17 protein-coding genes are annotated in these 21680 nt (G+C 41.1%); 2 read left to right on the top strand and 15 right to left on the bottom strand.

The window, feature by feature from the left end; translation table 11 throughout:
- Positions 1–148: 148 nt before the first annotated feature.
- The 8 genes from F935_RS14890 to F935_RS14920 all read right to left on the bottom strand — a co-directional run bounded on the left by F935_RS14890 (position 149) and on the right by F935_RS14920 (position 8450).
- Positions 149–724: a DUF4126 domain-containing protein gene (locus tag F935_RS14890; protein ID WP_016139640.1), complete on the bottom strand. Its 576-nt coding sequence runs from the start codon at positions 722–724 to the stop codon at positions 149–151.
- A gap of 122 nt (positions 725–846) precedes the next feature.
- Positions 847–981: a zinc ribbon-containing protein gene (locus tag F935_RS18925; RefSeq protein ID WP_004640417.1), complete on the bottom strand. Its 135-nt coding sequence runs from the start codon at positions 979–981 to the stop codon at positions 847–849.
- Between the two features lie 331 nt (positions 982–1312).
- Positions 1313–1579 carry a hypothetical protein gene (locus F935_RS14895; protein ID WP_016139641.1) on the bottom strand — a complete coding sequence of 89 codons (267 nt, stop codon included), beginning with the start codon at positions 1577–1579 and terminating at the stop codon, positions 1313–1315.
- A 416-nt stretch (positions 1580–1995) separates the two neighbouring features.
- The gene (locus F935_RS14900; protein WP_016139642.1) at positions 1996–2715 is read right to left on the bottom strand and encodes an Abi-alpha family protein; all 720 of its coding nucleotides are present in this window, start codon (positions 2713–2715) and stop codon (positions 1996–1998) included.
- Between the two features lie 125 nt (positions 2716–2840).
- Positions 2841–5447 (bottom strand): Fe/S-dependent 2-methylisocitrate dehydratase AcnD, encoded by a 2607-nt coding sequence (acnD, locus tag F935_RS14905; protein ID WP_016139643.1) that lies wholly within the window; start codon positions 5445–5447, stop codon positions 2841–2843.
- The gene (gene prpC / locus F935_RS14910) at positions 5447–6604 is read right to left on the bottom strand and encodes a bifunctional 2-methylcitrate synthase/citrate synthase (RefSeq protein WP_016139644.1); all 1158 of its coding nucleotides are present in this window, start codon (positions 6602–6604) and stop codon (positions 5447–5449) included. Before prpC ends, acnD begins: the two co-directional genes overlap by 1 nt.
- Positions 6605–6862: 258 nt before the next feature.
- On the bottom strand, positions 6863–7747 hold the full coding sequence (gene prpB, locus F935_RS14915; RefSeq protein ID WP_003655707.1) for a methylisocitrate lyase: 885 nt from the start codon (positions 7745–7747) through the stop codon (positions 6863–6865).
- Positions 7740–8450: a GntR family transcriptional regulator gene (locus tag F935_RS14920; protein ID WP_016139645.1), complete on the bottom strand. Its 711-nt coding sequence runs from the start codon at positions 8448–8450 to the stop codon at positions 7740–7742. Before F935_RS14920 ends, prpB begins: the two co-directional genes overlap by 8 nt.
- A 515-nt stretch (positions 8451–8965) precedes the next feature.
- On the opposite strand from F935_RS14920, the gene F935_RS14925 reads away from it, so the two are divergent.
- The gene (locus F935_RS14925) at positions 8966–10180 is read left to right on the top strand and encodes an amino acid aminotransferase (RefSeq protein WP_016139646.1); all 1215 of its coding nucleotides are present in this window, start codon (positions 8966–8968) and stop codon (positions 10178–10180) included.
- 48 nt (positions 10181–10228) lie between these two features.
- Here F935_RS14925 and dld read toward each other — a convergent pair whose 3' ends face one another.
- From dld to lldP, 4 genes are all read right to left on the bottom strand, one after another.
- Positions 10229–11935 (bottom strand): D-lactate dehydrogenase, encoded by a 1707-nt coding sequence (dld, locus tag F935_RS14930; RefSeq protein WP_016139647.1) that lies wholly within the window; start codon positions 11933–11935, stop codon positions 10229–10231.
- A 390-nt stretch (positions 11936–12325) separates the two neighbouring features.
- Positions 12326–13477: an FMN-dependent L-lactate dehydrogenase LldD gene (gene lldD, locus F935_RS14935; protein ID WP_016139648.1), complete on the bottom strand. Its 1152-nt coding sequence runs from the start codon at positions 13475–13477 to the stop codon at positions 12326–12328.
- Complete coding sequence (gene lldR / locus F935_RS14940; protein WP_016139649.1) at positions 13474–14226, bottom strand: transcriptional regulator LldR; 753 nt, start codon at positions 14224–14226, stop codon at positions 13474–13476. The genes lldD and lldR overlap by 4 nt, the downstream gene beginning before the upstream one ends.
- A 19-nt stretch (positions 14227–14245) precedes the next feature.
- Entirely contained in the window at positions 14246–15913 is a 1668-nt protein-coding gene (gene lldP, locus F935_RS14945) for an L-lactate permease (protein WP_171068116.1), read from the bottom strand.
- Between the two features lie 375 nt (positions 15914–16288).
- On the opposite strand from lldP, the gene F935_RS14950 reads away from it, so the two are divergent.
- Positions 16289–17659: a phosphohexomutase domain-containing protein gene (locus F935_RS14950; protein ID WP_016139651.1), complete on the top strand. Its 1371-nt coding sequence runs from the start codon at positions 16289–16291 to the stop codon at positions 17657–17659.
- A 43-nt stretch (positions 17660–17702) separates the two neighbouring features.
- On the opposite strand, the gene galE is transcribed toward F935_RS14950, so the two are convergent.
- The 3 genes from galE to F935_RS14965 are packed head-to-tail and all read right to left on the bottom strand — an operon-like array spanning position 17703 to position 21641.
- The gene (gene galE, locus F935_RS14955) at positions 17703–18719 is read right to left on the bottom strand and encodes a UDP-glucose 4-epimerase GalE (protein ID WP_016139652.1); all 1017 of its coding nucleotides are present in this window, start codon (positions 18717–18719) and stop codon (positions 17703–17705) included.
- Positions 18712–20382 carry a glucose-6-phosphate isomerase gene (pgi, locus tag F935_RS14960; RefSeq protein WP_016139653.1) on the bottom strand — a complete coding sequence of 557 codons (1671 nt, stop codon included), beginning with the start codon at positions 20380–20382 and terminating at the stop codon, positions 18712–18714. The genes galE and pgi overlap by 8 nt, the downstream gene beginning before the upstream one ends.
- The gene (locus F935_RS14965) at positions 20379–21641 is read right to left on the bottom strand and encodes a nucleotide sugar dehydrogenase (protein ID WP_016139654.1); all 1263 of its coding nucleotides are present in this window, start codon (positions 21639–21641) and stop codon (positions 20379–20381) included. The genes pgi and F935_RS14965 overlap by 4 nt, the downstream gene beginning before the upstream one ends.
- Positions 21642–21680 lie beyond the last annotated feature (39 nt).

Raw genomic sequence — 21680 nt, forward strand, 5'->3', positions numbered from 1 at the left:
ATGTTCCGGAACATAAAACAACAATAATAGGTTCATGCATCAGGAGCGTGAGATACGACAGGAGTCATATCTAGCAACCAAATACGAAAAAGCCCAACAGGATGTTGGGCTTTTTTTATGGTCATTTAAAAATGATGTTTGCGCTCACCTATAACGGACTGTGTGCTTGTTCTTGCTTTTTATGACGTATCCAACGTATGGCCCAAATAACAGCAATAACCACCACAATCGCAACCAGCGCAGGAACTAACAAAGCTAAAACCGAAAGTAAGATTGCTCCAATCCACTCCCCTGTAGCGACGACAAAATTTCCTAAGCCACCTGTGGTTGCAGTTGAAACACCGCGCGCAGCGACTGTACTCATTTGCACCACACCTGCCGTACCACCGCCCACAATAATCGCTGCCGCCCAACCTGCGAACTGTGACATTTCACCACTACTCACAGCCATAGTCGTTAACGTACCCGCAATCATGGCCGCAGGAGTCGCGACCGTGTCTAAAGCATTATCGACCCACGGAATATAATAAGCGGCAACTTCACAGACGGTTGCCACAGCTAAAGCCAAGCAAACCGATGGCATGGCCAACCACTCAAAACCTTTTGATGGCTCAAACCATCCCATCATTGTTGCAATACTCATAACCAACAATGGCACAAACACGCGAAAACCGCAGGCAGCGCTCAGCCCCACGCCAATACATAAACCTAAGATAGTTTCCATAACGGTTTCCTTTTCATGCCCATCACGGGTCTTGTTATGTAAGTCTTATTTTTAAATTAACAAAAAGCCCCATCGGGTGACAGGGCTTTTTGTTAAATGCGAACGCAAATATTATTTTATTCTTAACGTTTAAACTCAGTGCAATAGCATTTAGTGCATGGTGGTAAACGATCTGTATTAATTTCTAAAAACACTCTCTGGCCACATTGAGCACAGAAATAGAAACCAGTTCCGGGTTTTTCGCCAGCTGTTACCATGATTGCATTCCTATAATCGTATAGATATTAAACAGGAATATAACCCAGTTAGAGTGATTGTCAATTGTCCATTTCGCCCAATGATGATGGCATAAATGCAAAAAATGTTATTTGTACGATTTATCTTACAAGCTTTTAGGGATTTTGCGGATTGGCGACATCCCTCTTTTTTCCTATGATGAGTTCATACAGGAACAGGATGTTCCGGAACACAAAACAACAATAATAGGTTCATGCACTAGGAGCGTGAGATACGACAGGAGTCATATCTAGCAACCAAATACGAAAAAGCCCGACAGGATGTCGGGCTTTTTTTATACAACAAACTACATTAAACGAAAAATATTCGAATCAAATATACCGAAATAATCATGAGAATAACGGCTGTTAAACCAGTCAGCAAATTGAGTAGTATTTTAGCGACATTTGATAAATTTGATTTATAAATCTTAATATTTATACTATAAGCACTTGCACCAAGAACTCCGCCAATAGCACCTCCAACCAACATAAGTAGGAGTGGCCAAGCACTTAATATATGCGCTTTAACTGGTACCTTCTTCTCAGATTGATTATCTAATTTATTTATTGTTTCCAATTTTCCATCCTTTTTTATATGGACATTTTTAATAAAAACCTATTTTAGATACAACTCTTTAGCAGGCCATCAACTTTCTTTACACAGCACACATAGTAAAACCCCACTTTCAAAATAGTTTACTTTATAATAATTTTCAATCAGTTATAGACTAAATATTAAGCCACTTAGCCTTCTAAAAAGTATTCCTCAATTTCATTTTGTACGATTTATCTTACAAACTTTTAAGGATTTTGCGGATTGGCGACTTACCGCTTTTTTCCTATGATGAGTTCATAGAGGAACAGGATGTTCCGGAACACAAAACAACAATAATAGGTTCATGCATCAGGATCATGAGATACGACAGGAGTCATATCTAGCAACCAAATACGAAAAAGCCCGACAGGATGTCGGGCTTTTTTTTATGTAATAACTTATGTATTCGCTGAATCTATAAGACCAATTCTTTTTAGCATTAACTTTCCAAGGGAAGTAATAAATCTGTGAGAAATCTGCGGCATCCCCTGTTGATCAAATTGAGGCAATCCTGTTTTTTTATCAATTCGATATTTCGATTTAATCAATCCTAGCCTTTCTAAATGCGATTTATAGCTTTCCTGAATATCTCTCTTCTCTAAAATATTATCATCAACACCAATATATGTTCTAACTGGCTCAATAACGTTTTGATGCTTTTGTCGAAATTCTTTATCGCCATTAATTGTCGGCTCTAAAAAGAAACGCAACCAAATCACTTCTTGATCATTAAGCTCACCTAATAATCTTAAAACATACTTACTATCTACATAATTTTTTTCTTCATCTGATATGCCATTTGCTACAACGTTTGCAATATATTCTCTTCTCTCGTTAGAGAGTGATCTGGATGCCTGAACAAATCCCTCTTCAATTAGGTCCACGATTAATTCATTCTGTTTAGCATTTTCTAATAAATTACTATCAATTTTTTGAACTTTTTCATCCAATAATTTTATATATTGTACTAATCTATCCATTCGCTGGTCAGGAATAATAGCTCCTACAACTTCTGAAAGGATAGAACCAAACCCAGGCACTAAACCTATGATAGCCTTATAAGTTGCAACCCTATGGTCTAAAAAATTTGCATCTAAGTTATTATCTTTTTCTATCATGTTATCACCTGAATATATCTATTTCTAATTACTTATGAATTCCAAGGCTTATTAATTCCCATAAAAAACCCCATCATTAAGATAGGGTTGTTTTTAATAAATTTCAATCAGTTATAGACTAAATATCAAGCCACTTGGCCTTCTAAAAAGTCTTGCGCAAAACGCTGTAATACACCGCCCGCTTCATATACAGAAACTTCTTCTTCTGTATCTAAACGGCAAGTCACAGGCACTTCAAGAATCTCTTCTTTACCATCCGCTGTGGCACGTTCAATCACTAAAGTTAAAGTCGAACGTGGCGCGATATTACCAATCACGCTATAAAGCTCAGTACCATCTAGTTTTAAAGTCTTGCGGTTCACACCCGGTTTAAACTCAAGTGGTAACACGCCCATACCCACCAAGTTAGTACGGTGAATACGTTCAAAACCTTCTGCCACAATCGCTTCAACACCTGCAAGGCGTACACCTTTAGCAGCCCAGTCACGGCTTGAACCCTGACCGTAGTCAGCACCCGCAACAATAATTAATGGCTGTTTACGGTTCATGTAGGTTTCAATTGCTTCCCACATACGCATCACTTCGCCTTCTGGCTCTACACGCGCTTTTGAACCTTGCTTAATGGTACCGTCTGAACGAACTACCATTTCGTTATAGAGTTTCGGGTTAGCAAATGTTGCACGTTGTGCAGTCAAATGGTCGCCACGGTGCGTTGCGTATGAGTTAAAGTCTTCTTCTGGTAAGCCCATTTTATGAAGATATTCACCCGCAGCCGAGTCCATCAAAATCGCATTTGAAGGCGACAAATGATCGGTGGTGATGTTGTCACCCAAAATTGCAAGCGGACGCATGTTCGCTAAAGTACGTGGTGCAGCCAACGCCCCTTCCCAATATGGTGGACGGCGGATGTAAGTACTTTGTGGACGCCAGTCATAAAGCGGACTTTCAGCTTCTACGGTTACGCCTAAGTCAAACATTGGAATGTAGACTTTACGGAACTGTTCAGGCTTCACAGCTTCTTTTACTAACGCATCAATTTCAGCATCCGATGGCCAGATGTCTTTGAGATAAATCGGGTTACCTTCTTTGTCATGACCCAAAGCATCTTTTTCGATGTCAAAACGAATCGTACCCGCAATTGCATATGCCACAACTAATGGTGGAGATGCCAAGAACGCCTGTTTTGCATATGGATGGATACGGCCATCGAAGTTACGGTTACCAGACAGTACTGCTGTTGCGTACAAGTCACGATCAATAATTTCTTGTTGAATGACTGGATCTAACGCGCCCGACATACCATTACACGTCGTACAAGCGTAAGCCACAATACCAAAACCAAGTTGCTCTAAGTCTTTTAGAACACCCGCTTCTTCAAGGTAAAGTGCAGCCGCTTTTGAACCTGGTGCAAATGATGATTTCACCCAAGGTTTACGAACTAAACCAAGTTCATTTGCTTTACGTGCCAACAAACCTGCCGCCACAGTGTTACGTGGGTTAGAAGTGTTAGTACATGAAGTAATTGCCGCAATAATGATTGCGCCATCTGGCATTAAGCCATCAGAACGGTTTTCAACAACACCAGCAATACCTTTTTCTTTTAGGTCCGCAGTTGAAACACGTGCATGTGGGTTTGATGGACCAGCAATGTTACGCGTTACTTTTGATAGATCAAAACGAAGTACGCGTGGGTACTCTGCTTTGGTCATGTCAGATGCCCAAAGGCCGATTTCTTTTGCGTACTGTTCAACCAATGCCACTTGAGCATCTTCACGACCTGTTAAGCGTAAGTAGTCGATTGTGTTTTGGTCGATGTAGAACATTGCAGCCGTAGCGCCATATTCTGGTGTCATGTTCGAAATGGTTGCACGGTCGCCCACAGACATGCTGTCAGCACCTTCACCAAAGAACTCAAGATATGCACCCACTACACGCTCTTTACGCAAGAACTCGGTTAAAGCAAGTACGATATCTGTTGCAGTAATGCCTGCTTGACGCTGACCTACAAACTCAACACCAATAATGTCTGGCAGACGCATCCAAGATGCACGGCCTAACATTACGTTTTCAGCTTCTAAGCCACCCACGCCCACAGAAATTACGCCCAGAGCGTCTGTATGTGGCGTGTGTGAGTCTGTACCAACGCAAGTGTCTGGGAATGCTACGCCATCACGTGCCTGAATCACCGGAGACATTTTCTCTAGGTTAATCTGGTGCATAATGCCGTTCCCCGCAGGGATCACATCGACATTTTTAAATGCGGTCTTAGTCCACTCAATAAAGTGGAAACGGTCTTCATTACGACGGTCTTCAACAGCACGGTTTTTTGCAAAAGCGTCTGGGTCAGCACCGCCATATTCCACCGCTAAAGAGTGGTCGACAATAAGCTGAGTCGGCACAACTGGATTGACTTTAGATGGGTCGCCACCTTTGTCTGCAATCGCATCACGTAAGCCTGCAAGGTCAACCAAAGCTGTTTGACCTAGAATGTCATGACACACCACGCGCGCTGGGTACCAAGGAAAGTCCAAGTCCTGACGGCTTTCAATTAACTGTTTTAAATAAGCAGTTAGATTCTCGGCATCGGCACGACGTACCAATTGCTCTGCAAGTATTTTAGAGGTGTAAGGCAGTTTTTCGTATGCGCCTGGCTGAATATCTTCAACGGCTTGACGCACGTCGTAATATTCAAGCTGGGTACCTGCCAGCGGTTTACGGTATTTTGTGTTCATTAACCACGCTCCGCCAATGGTTTAAATTTGAGGTTTTCAGGGCCTGTGTAGTTCGCGCTTGGACGAATGATTTTGCCGTCTTGGCGTTGTTCAATCACGTGCGCTGACCAACCTGCTGTACGTGCAATCACGAACAATGGAGTGAACATTGCAGTTGGAACACCCATTAAGTGATAGCTCACTGCACTGAACCAGTCGAGGTTCGGGAACATGTTTTTCGCATCTTTCATCACTGCTTCTAAGCGCTCAGCAATGAGGTACATTTTGGTGTTCTCTTGCGCTTGTGCCAAGTCGTGTGCAACTTTTTTGATGACTTCGTTACGTGGATCAGCGATTGTATAGACTGGGTGACCAAAACCGATCACAACTTCTTTCTTCTCAACACGGCTACGGATGTCTGCTTCTGCTTCGTCTGCATTGTCGTAACGTTGTTGAATGACGAATGCAACTTCGTTTGCGCCACCGTGCTTAGGTCCACGAAGTGCGCCAATACCGCCAGTAATTGCCGAGTACATGTCAGAGCCTGTACCTGCAACCACGCGTGAAGTAAATGTAGACGCGTTGAACTCATGCTCAGCATACAAAATGAGTGATGTATGCATTGCTTCAATCCACTCTTCAGATGGTTTTTCACCATGAAGTAAATGTAAGAAATGCGCTGCAATTGAGTCATCATCAGTTTCAACTTCAATACGACGACCATTGTTGCTGAAGTGGTACCAATAAAGCAGCATTGAGCCTAGGCTCGCCATTAATTTATCAGCAATATCTTTTGCGCCCGCTTCGTTGTGGTCTTCGTGTTCTGGAGTTAAACAACCAAGAACCGAAACACCTGTACGCATTACATCCATTGGGTGTGCAGACGGAGGAAGTTGTTCAAGTGCAGTTTTAAGTGCTGCTGGTAAGCCACGAAGTGCTTTTAATTTTGCTTTATAGGCTTTGAGTTCAGCTTTGTTTGGTAGTTTGCCATGTACGAGCAAGTGAGCAACTTCTTCAAACTGGCTGCCGACCGCAAGATCAAGAATGTCATAGCCACGATAGTGCAAGTCGTTACCGCTACGTCCTACGGTACACAGTGCTGTGTTTCCTGCAACTTGTCCGCTAAGTGCAACTGATTTTTTTGGTTTGAAGCCTGTTGTTGTTTCATTTGAGCTCATAGAATCATCCTTTATATCAACCAGAATTTGTTGTTTGTTCAATTTTTACTTGGGTAAAAACGCGACAGCGTCTTGCCGAGTTCTCATCCAATTTTTGGATTAACCTGCCGTTCGCCTTACTTTTCACGGATGAAAAGTAAGCAAAAATCCTTGTTGGGCTGACGATATATCCCTATATCGCAGTCCAACGTAGCGGCATCCATGCCGCTCTCACGATAGCCAAGACCATCGTTTCCTCTTCTTTTAAAAGAGGGTTAGTTATTTCTTTTTAGCAAATGCGTTGTCTAAGTAGTCTTCAAACGCATAGTAGTTAATGCGTTCATATAACTCTTTACGCGTTTGCATAATATCAACCACGTTCTTTTGTGTACCTTCTTTACGCAAGGTTTCATACACAGTTTCGGCTGCTTTGTTCATAGCACGGAAAGCAGAAAGCGGATAAAGCGCAAGGCTTACATCGGCAGATGCTAACTCTTCAGTGGTAAACAATGGTGTAGAACCAAACTCGGTAATGTTTGCCAAAATTGGTGCGCCAGTTGTCTGAGCAAATTGCTTGTACATATCAAGCTCAGTAATTGCTTCAGGGAACAACATGTCTGCGCCCGCTTCGATGTAGGCACCCGCACGGTCAATTGCAGCTTGTAAGCCATCTACGGCCAATGCATCGGTACGCGCCATAATCACGAAGCTGTCATCACCACGCGCATCAACCGCAGCTTTAATACGGTCAACCATTTCTTCTTGAGTCACAATGGCCTTGTTCGGACGGTGACCACAACGTTTTGCGCCCACTTGGTCTTCAATGTGCATTGCCGCAGCGCCAAACTTGATCAGTGCTTTTGTAGTACGAGCAATGTTAAATGCAGAAGCACCAAAACCAGTGTCAGCATCGACCAATAATGGAAGATCACATACATCGGTAATACGGCGTACGTCTGTCAATACATCATCAAGGTTACTAATTCCCAAATCAGGTAAGCCTAAAGAACCAGCGGCTACACCACCACCTGATAAGTAAATCGCTTTATAACCTGCACGTTTTGCCAAAAGTGCATGATTGGCGTTGATGGTTCCAACCACTTGTAATGGCTTTTCTTGGGCTACTGCATCGCGAAATAGCTGACCTGCGGATTGTTTAGCCATTGTTATGTTCTCCTTGTGCTTGTAGCAGTGTTTGCTCAATAATTTTGTAAGAAGCATTGATATGTCGATGCATGAGCAGCTCGGCAAGTTCACCATCGCCTTCTGCAATTGCATCTAAAATACGGATGTGTTCGTCCCAAGCTTTGCTCGGTCGATCGGGTGTGTTTGAAAACTGAATTCGGTACATGCGGATGAGATGATAGAGCTCATCGCATAGCATTTTTTCTAGGGTTTTATTGCCACTACTTTTGATAATGCAGTAGTGAAAATCATCCTGCCCTTCTTGCAAGTAATATCCTTTACCTGCTTTAAAGTTTTCATCTTCAGCATGCATACGCAAAACATCGCGTAGCGCCAAAATTTGCTTTTTATCAATATGCTGTGCAGCAAGATTGCAGGCCAAACCTTCTAAAGACGCACGAATTTGGTAAAGCTCTTTGAACTGTTGCAGTGAAAGCGAAACCACTCGTGCTCCCACATGAGCTGTGCGCTCAACCAAACGTTGCCCTTCAAGGCGATGAATCGCTTCACGCAAAGGCCCACGACTAATGCCATAAGTACGTGCCAGCTCAGGCTCAGAAATCTTGCTACCTGCCGGAATTTGACCCAAAACAATCGCCGTCTGTATTTGTTTAAATACATTCTCGGTCAGTGTTCTTCCCTGACTTTGTAATGGCTCTGGTGCGAAGGTCAAATCTTGCATATTGTCGACAATTTTTAATCAATTATGGCTTTTATAGCGGTATGAATGAAAAAAATCAAGGTGATTGTTGACACTTTACAGAACGCATCAGGTCAATTTTTATCGTTAGACCTGACATTTCACCTTATATTTAAAGCATTACATCACCTACACTTTAGTATTTATAAAACAAAGGTTTAATGTAAATTTATCTATCGTTTTATGGCTTTTCTGGTATTAGTTTTTGATAGCTAATTTTTTGTTTCAAACTTTAGTCTACAAGGCCTGTATTACAGCAAGATTGTAGACAATCTATTTAAATGAAATCAGGAGTTATAAATTAGTATCTATTTACCGTAATTTCTTTTACATCTTTTTTATCGTTTCTTCTTGGAAATATCGATATTAGTGAAATTATCAGGTGCTTCACGGTAGCTTTATTGATACATTATTGAACATCGACATAGTTGTGGCGTATTTTTCGAGACAGAAAAAACCGAACACTATGCATATTGTTGAATGAAAGGACTTTTTTGATGTTTCAACATATCCCCCCATACGCAGGCGACCCAATTTTATCTTTAATGGAACAGTTCAATGCTGATACTCGTTCTGAAAAAGTAAACTTGAGTATTGGTCTTTACTATAACGAAGACAGTATTGTTCCTCAGTTAGAGACTATTCTTGAGGCGCAAAAGCGTATTGAGCCTAAGAACGGTAAAACCAAACTTTATTTGCCAATGGAAGGCTTCAAACCTTACCGCGAAGCAATTCAAGCACTTTTATTTGGTGCAAACAGCCCAGCAGTTAAAGCTGGCCGTGCTGTGACGATCCAAACGCTTGGTGGTTCAGGTGCGTTGAAAGTTGGTGCCGACTTCTTAAAAAATTATTTCCCAAATTCAGACGTTTGGGTAAGCCAACCAACTTGGGATAACCACGTTGCGATTTTCAATGGCGCTGGCATCAAAACTCATTTTTACCCATATTTCGACAACGAAACGCGTGGTGTAGATTTTGACGGTATGCTTTCTACACTTAAAACTTTGCCTGAGCAAAGCATTGTGTTATTGCACCCATGCTGCCACAACCCAACGGGTGCTGACTTAAATCCAGCACAATGGGACCAAGTGATTGTAGTATTAAAAGATCGTAACCTTATTCCATTCCTAGACATCGCTTACCAAGGTTTCGGTGACGGTATGGAAGAAGATGCGTATGCAATCCGTGCTTTAGACCAAGCGGGTCTAAACTTCATTGTGAGCAACTCGTTCTCTAAAATCTTCTCTTTATATGGCGAGCGTGTTGGCGGTTTAACTTTCGTTTGTGACGATGCAGAAGCTGCTCAGTGCACATTCGGTCAGTTAAAAGCGACTGTACGTCGTATTTACTCTAGCCCTCCTACAACAGGCGCTTGGTTAGTTGATGAAGTGTTAAATGACGCTGAACTTAACCAACAATGGCAAGGTGAAGTAAAAGAGATGCGTGAGCGTATTATTAAAATGCGTAGCATCTTGAAAGACGAACTCACTAAAGCACTACCAGACCGTGACTTTAGCTACCTTGTAAACCAAAAAGGTATGTTCAGCTACACAGGTCTAACTGCGGAACAAGTTGATATCTTGCGTGAAGAATATGCAATCTACTTAGTACGCAGTGGTCGTATTTGTGTTGCTGGTTTAAACATGAACAATGTTTATACTGTTGCTAAAGCAGTTGCAGAAGTGCTTGCTAAATCAACAGAAGCGGCATAATACAGCTGTTTAAAAAGGCGCTTCGGCGCCTTTTTTTATGTCTCGATATTAAGATTTAGCTTTACCCCAATATTTCAGTTTTGAGGTATGCCCAATTCCCACATTAAAGCTGTTGGTTGGGTCGAGTTTTTGATAAAAGTTCGCTAAGGCAGGTTTGGCAATGTAGAGATGCCCAACATTATGCTCTGCCGGATATTCAGCACGGCGCGCATCGAGTAACTTCCACATTTGATGTTCCATTTCTAACGGGTCATGGCCCTTTTTAAGAATATAATCCTGATGAAAAACATGACAAAAGAAATGCCCATAATAGAGTTTATGGAGGATTTTATTTTCCATCTCGGCTGGCAGTTGCTCTACCCACTCGCGGTCATTACGACGTAACGCAATATCAAGCGCCACAATATCTTCAACTTCACTACGGTGGGTATCACGATAACGAATTGCCGCCCCTGCAATCGCAAAACGGTGTAAGAATGCCTTTCGACCTTCTTCTTCGCTACATATGAAATAGCTACCTGACTGATGCACTGCAAAATATTCTTTTAAAAACTGCTCGGTCTGAGCTTTTGAATTATTTTCGACACGTAGCACTAAATGGTGCTCATAACGATCTCGATATTCGGTCATACGTTTCGGCAAATGACTCGGTAAAAAGAACGTAATCGCCTGTAAAATCTGGTCTGTTAAGCCTTTAATTTTAAATCGCTCTAAGAAACCATCGACTTTATCTTTCATCGCAAAAGCTTTTGGAACATTGCCTGTGCCAAATTTCTCAATAAATAAGAACGTGTCTTTTCCATACTTCTCACCAATTAAATAAGCATCTCGGTGAATATATTCGCCCGCAATCGGCAAGCTTGGTAGTGAAGTCAGTAAATAACGACGAATGGCAGTTAAATCATCGGCATCATTACTACCAATATAAAAGACATTGCTCTCTACTTTTTCATAGGTATCAAGGCGTACCGCAAACACACAGACTTTACCTGCCGAACCCGAGGCTTCAAACAAACGCGAGGGATCCGCATTAAAACGAGCAGGTGTATCTTCATCAACTTGCGTCACATCGTGCGCATAACGATGGTCCGATGCCTGCTTTTCACCATCATCTAAAATATCTACGGCTTGGTATTTCTGCTTCTCTAAACGTGTCAAAATTTCTTCGGGAGTCGAGCCTAAATTCACCCCTAAATGGTTCACCAGCTCTAATTGACCAGCAGCATTCACCTGGGCATATAACGCCAGTTCAGTATACGCAGGACCACGGCGTACCAAAGCACCGCCAGAGTTATTACATACACCACCAAGTACTGATGCCCCAATACAAGATGAACCAATCACTGAATGCGGCTCACGGTCATAGCCTTTTAAAATTTGTTCTAAATTATCTAAAGTCGCACCCGGTAAACAAATCACTTGCTTACCATCATGAATGACTTGTATGCCTTTTAAACGACGCGTACTCATCACTAAAACAGGACGATCATAATCATCACCATACGGGGTTGAACCACCAGTGAGTCCTGTATTCGCCGCCTGCATAATCACAATACAGTCTGCATCAATTGCAGCTTGGAGTACCTGCCATTGCTCTAACAAGGTTCCTGGCACCACCACAGCAAGTACTTTCCCCTCACCAAAACGACGACCTTGACGATACTGACGCGTGCTTTGTTCATCGGTCAAAACATGCGAACGCCCTACAATATTCTGTAAACGTTCGATTACTACTTGAGGAGAAAATGTTTGCATGATGGTTTCCTTTTTGGTCATCCATATCACATTACTTTTTTAAATTTAGAGAAACACGACAGAGTCTTACTGTTTATAAGTAATTAGCTACTTACAGAACCTGTTCGTTGTATCCATTTTTCAAGTTATCTTGCAAAAAAAAGCCTTGTTCATACCACGCAGGCTGTAAGTGACGCTTAGCACCAGCAGCTAATTTCTTAACCCAATTGGCTACGCGTTGGCGGCAGGGATGCCGCCTGTTGAGCAACTGTACAAGGAAGTACGGTTTGCTCAACAAAAGGTTTTTGGTTACTTTTGACCTTTCAAAAGTGACAAATGCCTATACACAAAACATTAGCAAATCACCAAATTGTGAGGCTGTACTTATTGCTTCACTTAAAAAGTTATTTCTTAAAAACCTTGCTTCATCGCTTGTACTAAACAATCCGCATTAATATCCTTAATCGACTTAGCACCCGTGAGCGTCATCGCAACACGCATTTCTTTATCAATCAAATCAAGCAAGTTCGACACACCTTGCCCACCTGCTGCTGCCAAGGCATAAACAAATGCACGGCCAAGTAAAACCGTATCGGCACCAAGCGCCAACATCCGCACCACATCTAGACCATTACGAATGCCTGAGTCAGCCAAAATCGCCAAATCACCTTTCACCGCATCAGCAATTGCAGGCAATGCACGAGCAGACGACATTACGCCATCTAACTGACGACCACCATGGTTTGACACCACAATGCCATCTGCACCAAAACGCACAGCATCTTTGGCATCTTCAGGGTCTAAAATACCCTTAATCACCATTGGGCCATCCCAAAACTCACGAATCCACTCAAGGTCTTTCCATGAAATCGATGGGTCAAAGTTCGAGCCTAACCAGCCAATATAGTCTTCAAGCCCAGTCGGTTTACCTAAATATTTAGAGATATTTCCCAAGTCGTGCGGACGGCCCATTAGACCGACATTCCACGACCAATGTGGATGGAACATAGACTGCATATAACGACGCATTGCAGCATTTGGTCCACTCATTCCCGAATGAGCATCACGGTAACGTGCACCCGGCACAGGCATATCTACAGTAAACACAAGTGTTGAGCAGCCCGCCGCTTTTGCACGTTCCAAAGCATTACGCATAAACCCACGGTCACGTAATACATAAAGCTGGAACCACATAGGGCGATTAATTGCAGGTGCAACTTCTTCAATCGGACATACCGAAACCGTTGAAAGCGTAAATGGAATGCCCTTTTTGTCGGCTGCCATCGCGGCCTGCACTTCGCCACGGCGTGCATACATGCCTGTTAAACCTACAGGAGCTAATGCAACTGGCATCGACAATGTTTCATTAAACAGTTTTGTCTCAAGGCTTAAAGCTGACATGTCATTGAGTACACGTTGACGCAATTCAATTTCTGACAAATCTTGTACGTTACGCTTTAAGGTATGTTCCGAATATGCGCCACCATCAATGTAGTGAAATAAAAATGGAGGTAAGCGACGTTGTGCCGCAGCACGATAATCATTGCCAGAAGAAATAATCATTTTGAATCAACTCTATTTAAACGGTTCGCACGTTTCTGACGAGCTTCGTCTTCATTCAGAGAACGTACATGATTAATTACAAATTCAATATGACCGCAGACAGCTTGGCGCGCGGCCTCAGGATCTTTACGATCGATCGCATCCATGACCTGAAAATGCTGCTCACTCAGCAAGTCACTATTTATTGGATCGTTATAAACTTTTTTACGTCCCAACAAGACGTTGTATTGCAACAAATCAAACAAGCTACGCATCATCTGAATCAGTACAACATTATGAGATGCTTCTGCAATCGCTAAGTGAAACTCAGCATCTGCCACCGCAGCTTGTGCTGAGTCACCCGCATTTTGATGGCGACTAATTTCATTAAAATAATGACAGATTTTGGCGCGATCTTCAGGTGTTGAGCGCAATGCGGCATACCATGCCGTGCCACCTTCAAGTAATAACCGCGCCTCTTGCACATCAAAACGGTACAGCGGATCTTCTTCAATCAGGTTACTAATGGGGTTCACAATCAGTTGCTGTGGCCACTGTTCAGGTAACTGCTGAATATAAGTCCCATCGCCACGGCGGCTACTGAGTACACCTTGACTATTGAGCTGTTGAATCGCTTCACGTAAAGATGGACGAGAAACTCCTAAGCTTGTTGCAAGCTGGCGTTCGGCAGGCAAACGGTCACCTTTTTTCATGTGACGCTCTTCAATTAATGCCTGCAATTTCATGACCACTTGATCGGAGATTCTCATCGCGTTTCCTTCACTGGAGTTATGGAATCATCCACGGAACCAGATAAGCCTGAACCGTAATAATGATGCCAACAAAGATAGTGAATATGATGCTATGTTTTACCGTGAAACGGAACAAGTCAGACTCTTTTCCAACTAAGCCTACTGCGGCACAAGCAATCGCAATGGACTGTGGAGAAATCATCTTACCCGTCACACCGCCACTGGTATTCGCTGCTACAAGTAATACTTCCGGAATACCAATCTGCTGAGCTGTGGTCGCCTGTAATGCCGAGAACAAGGCATTTGAAGATGTATCTGAACCTGTAAGGAACACACCAAGCCAACCCAAAAACGGTGAGAAGAAAGTAAAAGCATGTCCCGTATGCGATAGAGCCAAAGCTAAAGTTGCAGATAAACCTGAATAGTTCGCAATAAAAGCAAATGCCAACACCATACCAATTGAGTAAATCGGTGTTTTTAACTCATTAAGTGTTTCACCAAAGGTTGTTACGGCCTCACTTGCTTTCATTTTTAAGAAAATAGCAGTGATGATTGCAGCAATAAAAATTGCAGTACCTGTAGCAGAGAACCAGTCAAACTTATAAATCGCTTCGTATGGTTTCATCTCTGACACAATTGGCGGCATTTTCTCGACCAATTTATGCAAGTAAGGCACTTCAATTTTGAAAATTAAATGTTCCAGAGCCCCATCTTTTGCAAACAATGCTTTAAACGGCTTAACACTCCAGATGGTTACCATCACCGTTAAGATTGCAAATGGAGACCACGCCTTAGCAATTTTTCCAATACTATAACGTTGAACCGTTGTAGGCTGCTGAACCAAAGTTTGACCAGCTTCAGGTTCAAAACGGAAAATATGTTTTGGTTTCCAAAACCGGAACAACACAGTCAGGCTGACCAATGAAGCAATTGCTGCGGTAATATCCGGTAATTCAGGACCAATAAAGTTAGATGTAAGATATTGGGCAATCGCAAAAGCGCCACCACCCACCAATACAGCAGGCCAAGTTTCCTTAACACCACGCCAGCCGTCCATAATCGCCATAATCCAGAACAACACAATCAGCGTTAAGAATGGCAACTGACGCCCCACCATCTGGCTAATTTCCATGGTATCTACACCAGAAACCTGCCCCGCCACAATAATTGGAATACCCATTGCACCAAAAGCAACTGGCGCTGTATTTACAATCAAACATAAACCAGCTGCGTAAAGTGGCTTAAACCCTAAACCAACAAGGAGTGCAGCGGTAATTGCCACAGGAGCACCAAAACCCGCTGCTCCTTCAAGGAAAGTACCAAAGGCAAAACCAACCAATAACATTTGTAGGCGCTGGTCTTCGGTAATTGATAAAATACTTGAGCGAATAACCTCAAACTGGCCTGTTTTTACCGAAATTTTATATAGAAAAACTGCCCCAATAATAATCCATGAAATTGGCCATAGACCGTAGAAAAAACCATAAATGATAGAAGCAAAGGCCATTTGACCCGGCATTTGATAGAAAAATAATGCTATCAACAGCGCAATAATGACTGTGCCTGTACCCGCAATACTGCCTTTTAAACGAAAAACAGCCAATGCCAAAAAGAAGAAAATAATCGGGATTAATGCAACTGCACTGGACAGCCAAATATTATTTAAAGGGTCATAAAGTTGTTGCCACATATTGAGCATTGTCATCTCCTTGAAATGCCGGGGCGAATTTTTGTACCTTAAATTCTTAAACATTTAACACAATTGGTATGACCAATTAAAAATTAAGTGCAAATGTTATTCCTTAAACCACAGACCGCATCATAAACACACATATTAGCAAGATCAATCACTAAATAATCACCATAATTGGTATTACCAATAGTGTTAAGTAAAATCAAGCTCTTTCTAATTTAGAAATTTTCTTATTAGACTAAAGTCGTAAAAAAACGTTCTTATAAATTTAAATATCATCGACAGAAATGAAGCGTAAAACTTGAATATAAAAACTATAAACATAACCATTTATTGAGAAATGTATAATAATGCTCAAAACTCAAATCATTTGTATTGAACTGAATAATGACTACTTTAACGTGTTTTAAAGCCTATGATATCCGGGGCAAACTCGGCACCGAATTGAATGAAGAAATCGCCTATAAAATTGGCCGTGCTTACGGACAGATCTATAAACCAAAAACTGTGGTAGTCGGTTGTGATATTCGTCTAAGCAGTGAAGCTCTAAAACAAGCGACCATTCGCGGGTTAAATGAAGCGGGTGTGAATGTTCTTGATTTGGGCATGACGGGTACCGAAGAAGTTTACTTCGCCGCTTTCCATTTAGATGTACAAGGTGGTATCGAAGTTACCGCTAGTCATAACCCAATGGACTATAACGGCATGAAATTAGTTCGAGAAAATGCTCGTCCAATTAGTGCAGAGACGGGTTTAAAAGAGATTAAGGCTTTAGCAGAAACCAATCACTTTGAAGAAGTTAGCCAAAAAGGTACAACTCAAACCTATAACATTTTGCCCGAGTTCGTTGATCACTTAATTACCTATATTGAACCAGCAAAAATCCGTCCCCTTAAATTGGTGGTAAACGCAGGTAATGGGGCTGCGGGTCACGTGATTGATGCTATTGAAGAAAAATTTAAAGCGCTTAATGTACCAGTTGAGTTTATTAAAATTCACCATGAAGCAGATGGTACTTTCCCAAATGGCATCCCTAATCCAATTTTAATTGAAAACCGTGATAGTACCCGAAATGCTGTAATTGAGCATAAAGCAGATATGGGAATTGCATGGGATGGCGACTTTGACCGCTGTTTCTTATTTGATGAAAAGGGTCAATTCATTGAGGGCTACTATATTGTTGGCCTCTTAGCTCAAGCTTTCTTGATTAAACAACCTGGCGAAAAAATTGTTCATGATCCACGTTTAGTCTGGAACACATTTGATATCGTAGATGAATACAAAGGTGTTGCCGTCCAGTCAAAATCTGGTCATGCATTCATTAAAGACGTGATGCGTGAACACAATGCAGTATATGGTGGCGAAATGAGTGCTCATCATTATTTCCGTGATTTCGCTTATTGCGACAGCGGCATGATTCCTTGGTTACTTACCATTGCCCTACTTTCTGAAACTGGCCAATCTCTATCAATGCTCGTGGAAAATATGATTACCAAGTTTCCTTGTAGTGGTGAAATCAACTTTAAAGTGGCCAATACACAGACCACTATTCAAAAGATTTTTGATTTTTATGCCGAGCAAAATCCACAAATTGACCGTACCGATGGTGTAAGTCTAGACTTTGGTGCATGGCGTTTTAATGTACGCGCTTCAAACACAGAGCCTTTACTACGTCTCAACATTGAAAGCCGCGCAGATCGCCAAGCTCAGCCAATGCAACATTATGTAGATGAGTTGACTGGTTTAATTCAGAACTAATTCATAATAAAAAAGGAGCTATAAGCTCCTTTTTTATTGCTATTTAATTATATCCATTAGGATTCTGCTTCTGCCAATTCCAGCTATCAGCAAGCATATCTTCTAAGCCATATTGAGGCTGCCAACCTAACTCAGCAACTGCACGGCTATTGTCTGCAAAAGATGTTGCAACATCGCCAGCTCGACGTGCTACAAATTCAAAAGCTACAGGTATGCCATTAACTTGTTCAAATGTGTCTTTAACTTGCAAAACAGATGAACCATTGCCTGTACCGATATTCCATGCTCGGCAACCTTTCGACTGTAAACGGTTATTTAAAGCACACAAATGTGCATTCGCTAAGTCAACCACATGAATATAATCACGTACACCAGTACCATCCACCGTGTCATAGTCATGACCATAAATAGATAATTTCTCACGGCGACCAACAGCAACTTGAGTCACATACGGCATTAAATTATTTGGAATACCTTGCGGATCTTCACCAATACGCCCACTCTTATGTGCACCTACTGGATTAAAATAACGAAGCAATGCAATTGACCACTGTGGATTAGACGCCGACAACTTCTGCAATAATTGCTCAACAATCAACTTAGTATGACCATAGTTGTTACTTGGCATACCTGTTGGCATATCTTCGTTTAGTGGAGAAGTATTGGCTTCATCATATACAGCAGCAGACGAACTAAACACTAGTGTATAAACTTTAGCCTTTACCATCGATTTAACCAGTTGAATGCTACCTGCAATATTATTATCAAAATAAATGAGCGGTTTTTCTTGGCTTTCACCAACCGCTTTTAAACCTGCGAAGTGAATAACAGCATCAATTGAATGGGTCTGAAAAACACGATCAAGTTCATCTGCATTACGGATATCGCCCTGCACAAAAGCTAAACTTTTTTGGGTGATACCTTGAACTCTATTTAAAGACTCTTCTGAACTATTTGAAAGATTATCAAAAACAACGACCTCATGCCCTGCATCTAATAACTCGATACAAGTATGGGAACCTATATAACCTGCGCCACCAGTGACTAGAATCTTAGCCATCTACCTTTCCTAACAATATTTTAATTAATCCACACGTCGAGGCATCAAGTTTTGAAAAATCATTTTGAATACCATTTAAAATCGGAAGTAACTGATCAGCAATCTGTTTACCTTTCTCAACACCCCATTGATCAAACGGGTTAATATTCCAAATTACAGACTGAACAAATACTTTATGTTCATATAAAGCGATCAGCATTCCTAAATTATACGGGTTTAGCTCATTTAATAATAATGTAGAACTTGGTTGATTACCTTCATATTGCTTATAAATTGGTAAATTCTCTAATTCGGTCGGGTCTAAAGCGTCATTACCAAAGGCTAATAATCTTGATTGCGCTAAACAGTTTGAAAGTGCAAGATGATGTTGTTCAACGAGAGCTTCAGCATTTTCCACATAGGTAAAATGATCTGCATTATAACGTTGTATTGGCGCAATAAAATCGCAGCTTACTGCTTGAGAACCTTGATGTAACAACTGATAGAAAGCATGCTGTGCATTAGGTCCAACCTCGCCCCATATAATAGGGCAAGTATCAAGCTCAACTTTTAGGCCATTGCGCTGTACTGACTTCCCATTGGATTCCATTTCTAACTGTTGCAGATAAGCCGCAAAATATTTTAATCGCCCATCATAGGGTAATACTGCATGGGTCTGAATATTTAAAAAGTTATTATTCCAGATTCCTAATAATGCCATCAAAACCGGAATGTTTTGATCAAAACTCGTATTTTGAAAATGCTCATCGACGGCATGAGCTCCTGCTAAAAGTTGCTGGAAGCCTTCCACACCAATCGTCAAAGCAATAGGTAAACCGATACAAGACCACAGAGAATAACGCCCACCTACCCAGTCCCACAGTAATAACTGGTTTTCAGGCGCGATTCCCCATTCTGACATTTTGTCAGCTTTTGTAGATATACCAATAAAGTGACTTTTTAATACACGAGCATGTGTTCCTAACGCTTTTTCAAGCCACTGACGAACTGTTTGAGCATTTGATAAAGTATCAATCGTACCAAAAGATTTAGATGAAATAATAAATAAAGTTGTTTCAGGACGAAGTTGATGGAGCAACTCAGATAACTGACTACCATCCATAGTCGAAACAAAATGAATATTTAAGGGCTTAGCTGTTTTTACCTTAAAATCAGATAAAGCATGCGTGACCATTTGTGGTCCTAAATCAGAACCACCCACCCCAATATTAACAACGTCTTGAATCACTTCACCAGTTGAACCCCGATATTGCCCTGCATGGATTTTTTCCACTAAGGTATACATGCGTTGTAACTGGCTATGAACTAGTTCTGTTAAATCTGCAAACTTCGGATAGTCAACAGGTAAACGCAATGCCCAGTGCATTGCTTCACGTTGCTCAGTACAATTAATTTTATTCTGTGAAAAAAGGCGATTAATCCATTCGGTTAAGCTTTTAGTCTTCGCAAGAGCTACTAATTGTCCCAAGATATCTTTGGTTAAGCGGTGCTTACTATAATCAAAAAATAATTGATCAAATTTTACAGAATAATTTTGAAAACGATCTGGCTCTAAAGCAAACAACTCTTTTATATGTAATTTTGAGTTTTTTTCACTTAAATTTTCAAGATGACCTAAAGGTGAGACTAATTCCTTTGGAAATTGCTCAATTGATTTACTCATAAGCGACCAACTCCTTCATAAGCAAAACCTTTCGCCTTTACATACGCAGGATCATAAATATTACGTCCATCTAAAATTAAAGGATGCTTCATTAACTGTTGTAGTTGCTTAAAGTCAGGACTCCAATATTGCTTCCACGCCGTGACTAGACATAGCGCATGAGCATCTCGTACCGCCTCATATTGATCAGTACATAAAATTAAATCTTCACGATGCCCATAAGTTGCAGCTATTTCATCTAAGGCTTGAGGGTCATGCAGACGTACTATTACACCCTGTGCCCATAATGCGGCTAATAAAATATGAATCGGTGAATTATGTACATTCGAAGTATTTTCTTTAAAAGAAGCACCCCAAATCGCAACTGTTTTGCCATTTAGACTACAGTGATAATAATTCCATAACTTACGAAATAAAATTTCTTTCTGTTGTTCATTAATTGCCCAAACCTGTTCCAAAAGTCGACTTTTTGTTCCAGTTTCAGAGACAGTACTCGAAAGTGTTAAAATATCATGCGAAAAGTTCTCACCACCAAATCCTACACCCGGCGATAAATATGCAGCACCAATACGTGTGTCAGCAGCAATACCATGCTTTACATTCGCAATATCAATACCTAACTTTTCGGCGACCATAGCCAAATCATTCATATAACTAATGCGGGTAGCCAACATGCCTGAAATACTCAGTTTGGTGAACTCAGCATCTAAAATCGGCATAAATAAATATTGATAACTAAATTGGAAAAAAGGACGCAATAACTCTTGCATGGTTTCACTTGCATCTCTAGATTCCACACCAACAATGACATGTTTTACATTCAATACACTATTGATGGCATTACCTTCTTGAATCACATCAGGAAAATAAACCCACTCATCTTTTGGCAAATGCTGTTTTAATTTCTCTGTACCATGCAAACCAAAAGTAGAGCCATTAATCATTAATCGCGGATGAACAATAGGTCGTTCACTCAGTTTCTCTACTGTTTTTAATGCAAGTTCAATTTGTGTTGGGCTAAAACAAAATAAATAAACTTCAATATCTAAAGGAATCTCAGAAAAAGGGCTCTCTTTTAAGAAACCCGCTTTTCGCTGCTTATTTAAATAATTATTTACGTCTTGGTCTTGATACGAAAGTACAGAAATATTTTCTTCACAGGTGACACTTGTACACCAGTAAATTTGATTACCATATTCAGCTAATAACGCTGCCATCACGCCGGCATGTAACGTTGTTCCAAATACTGCGATTTTCATTGCACACCTGATTTTTCGTATTTTATAGATTTCTCTTCC

It is taken from the genome of Acinetobacter calcoaceticus ANC 3811, assembly GCF_000399665.1.
GTDB classification, from domain to species: Bacteria; Pseudomonadota; Gammaproteobacteria; order Pseudomonadales; family Moraxellaceae; genus Acinetobacter; species Acinetobacter calcoaceticus_B.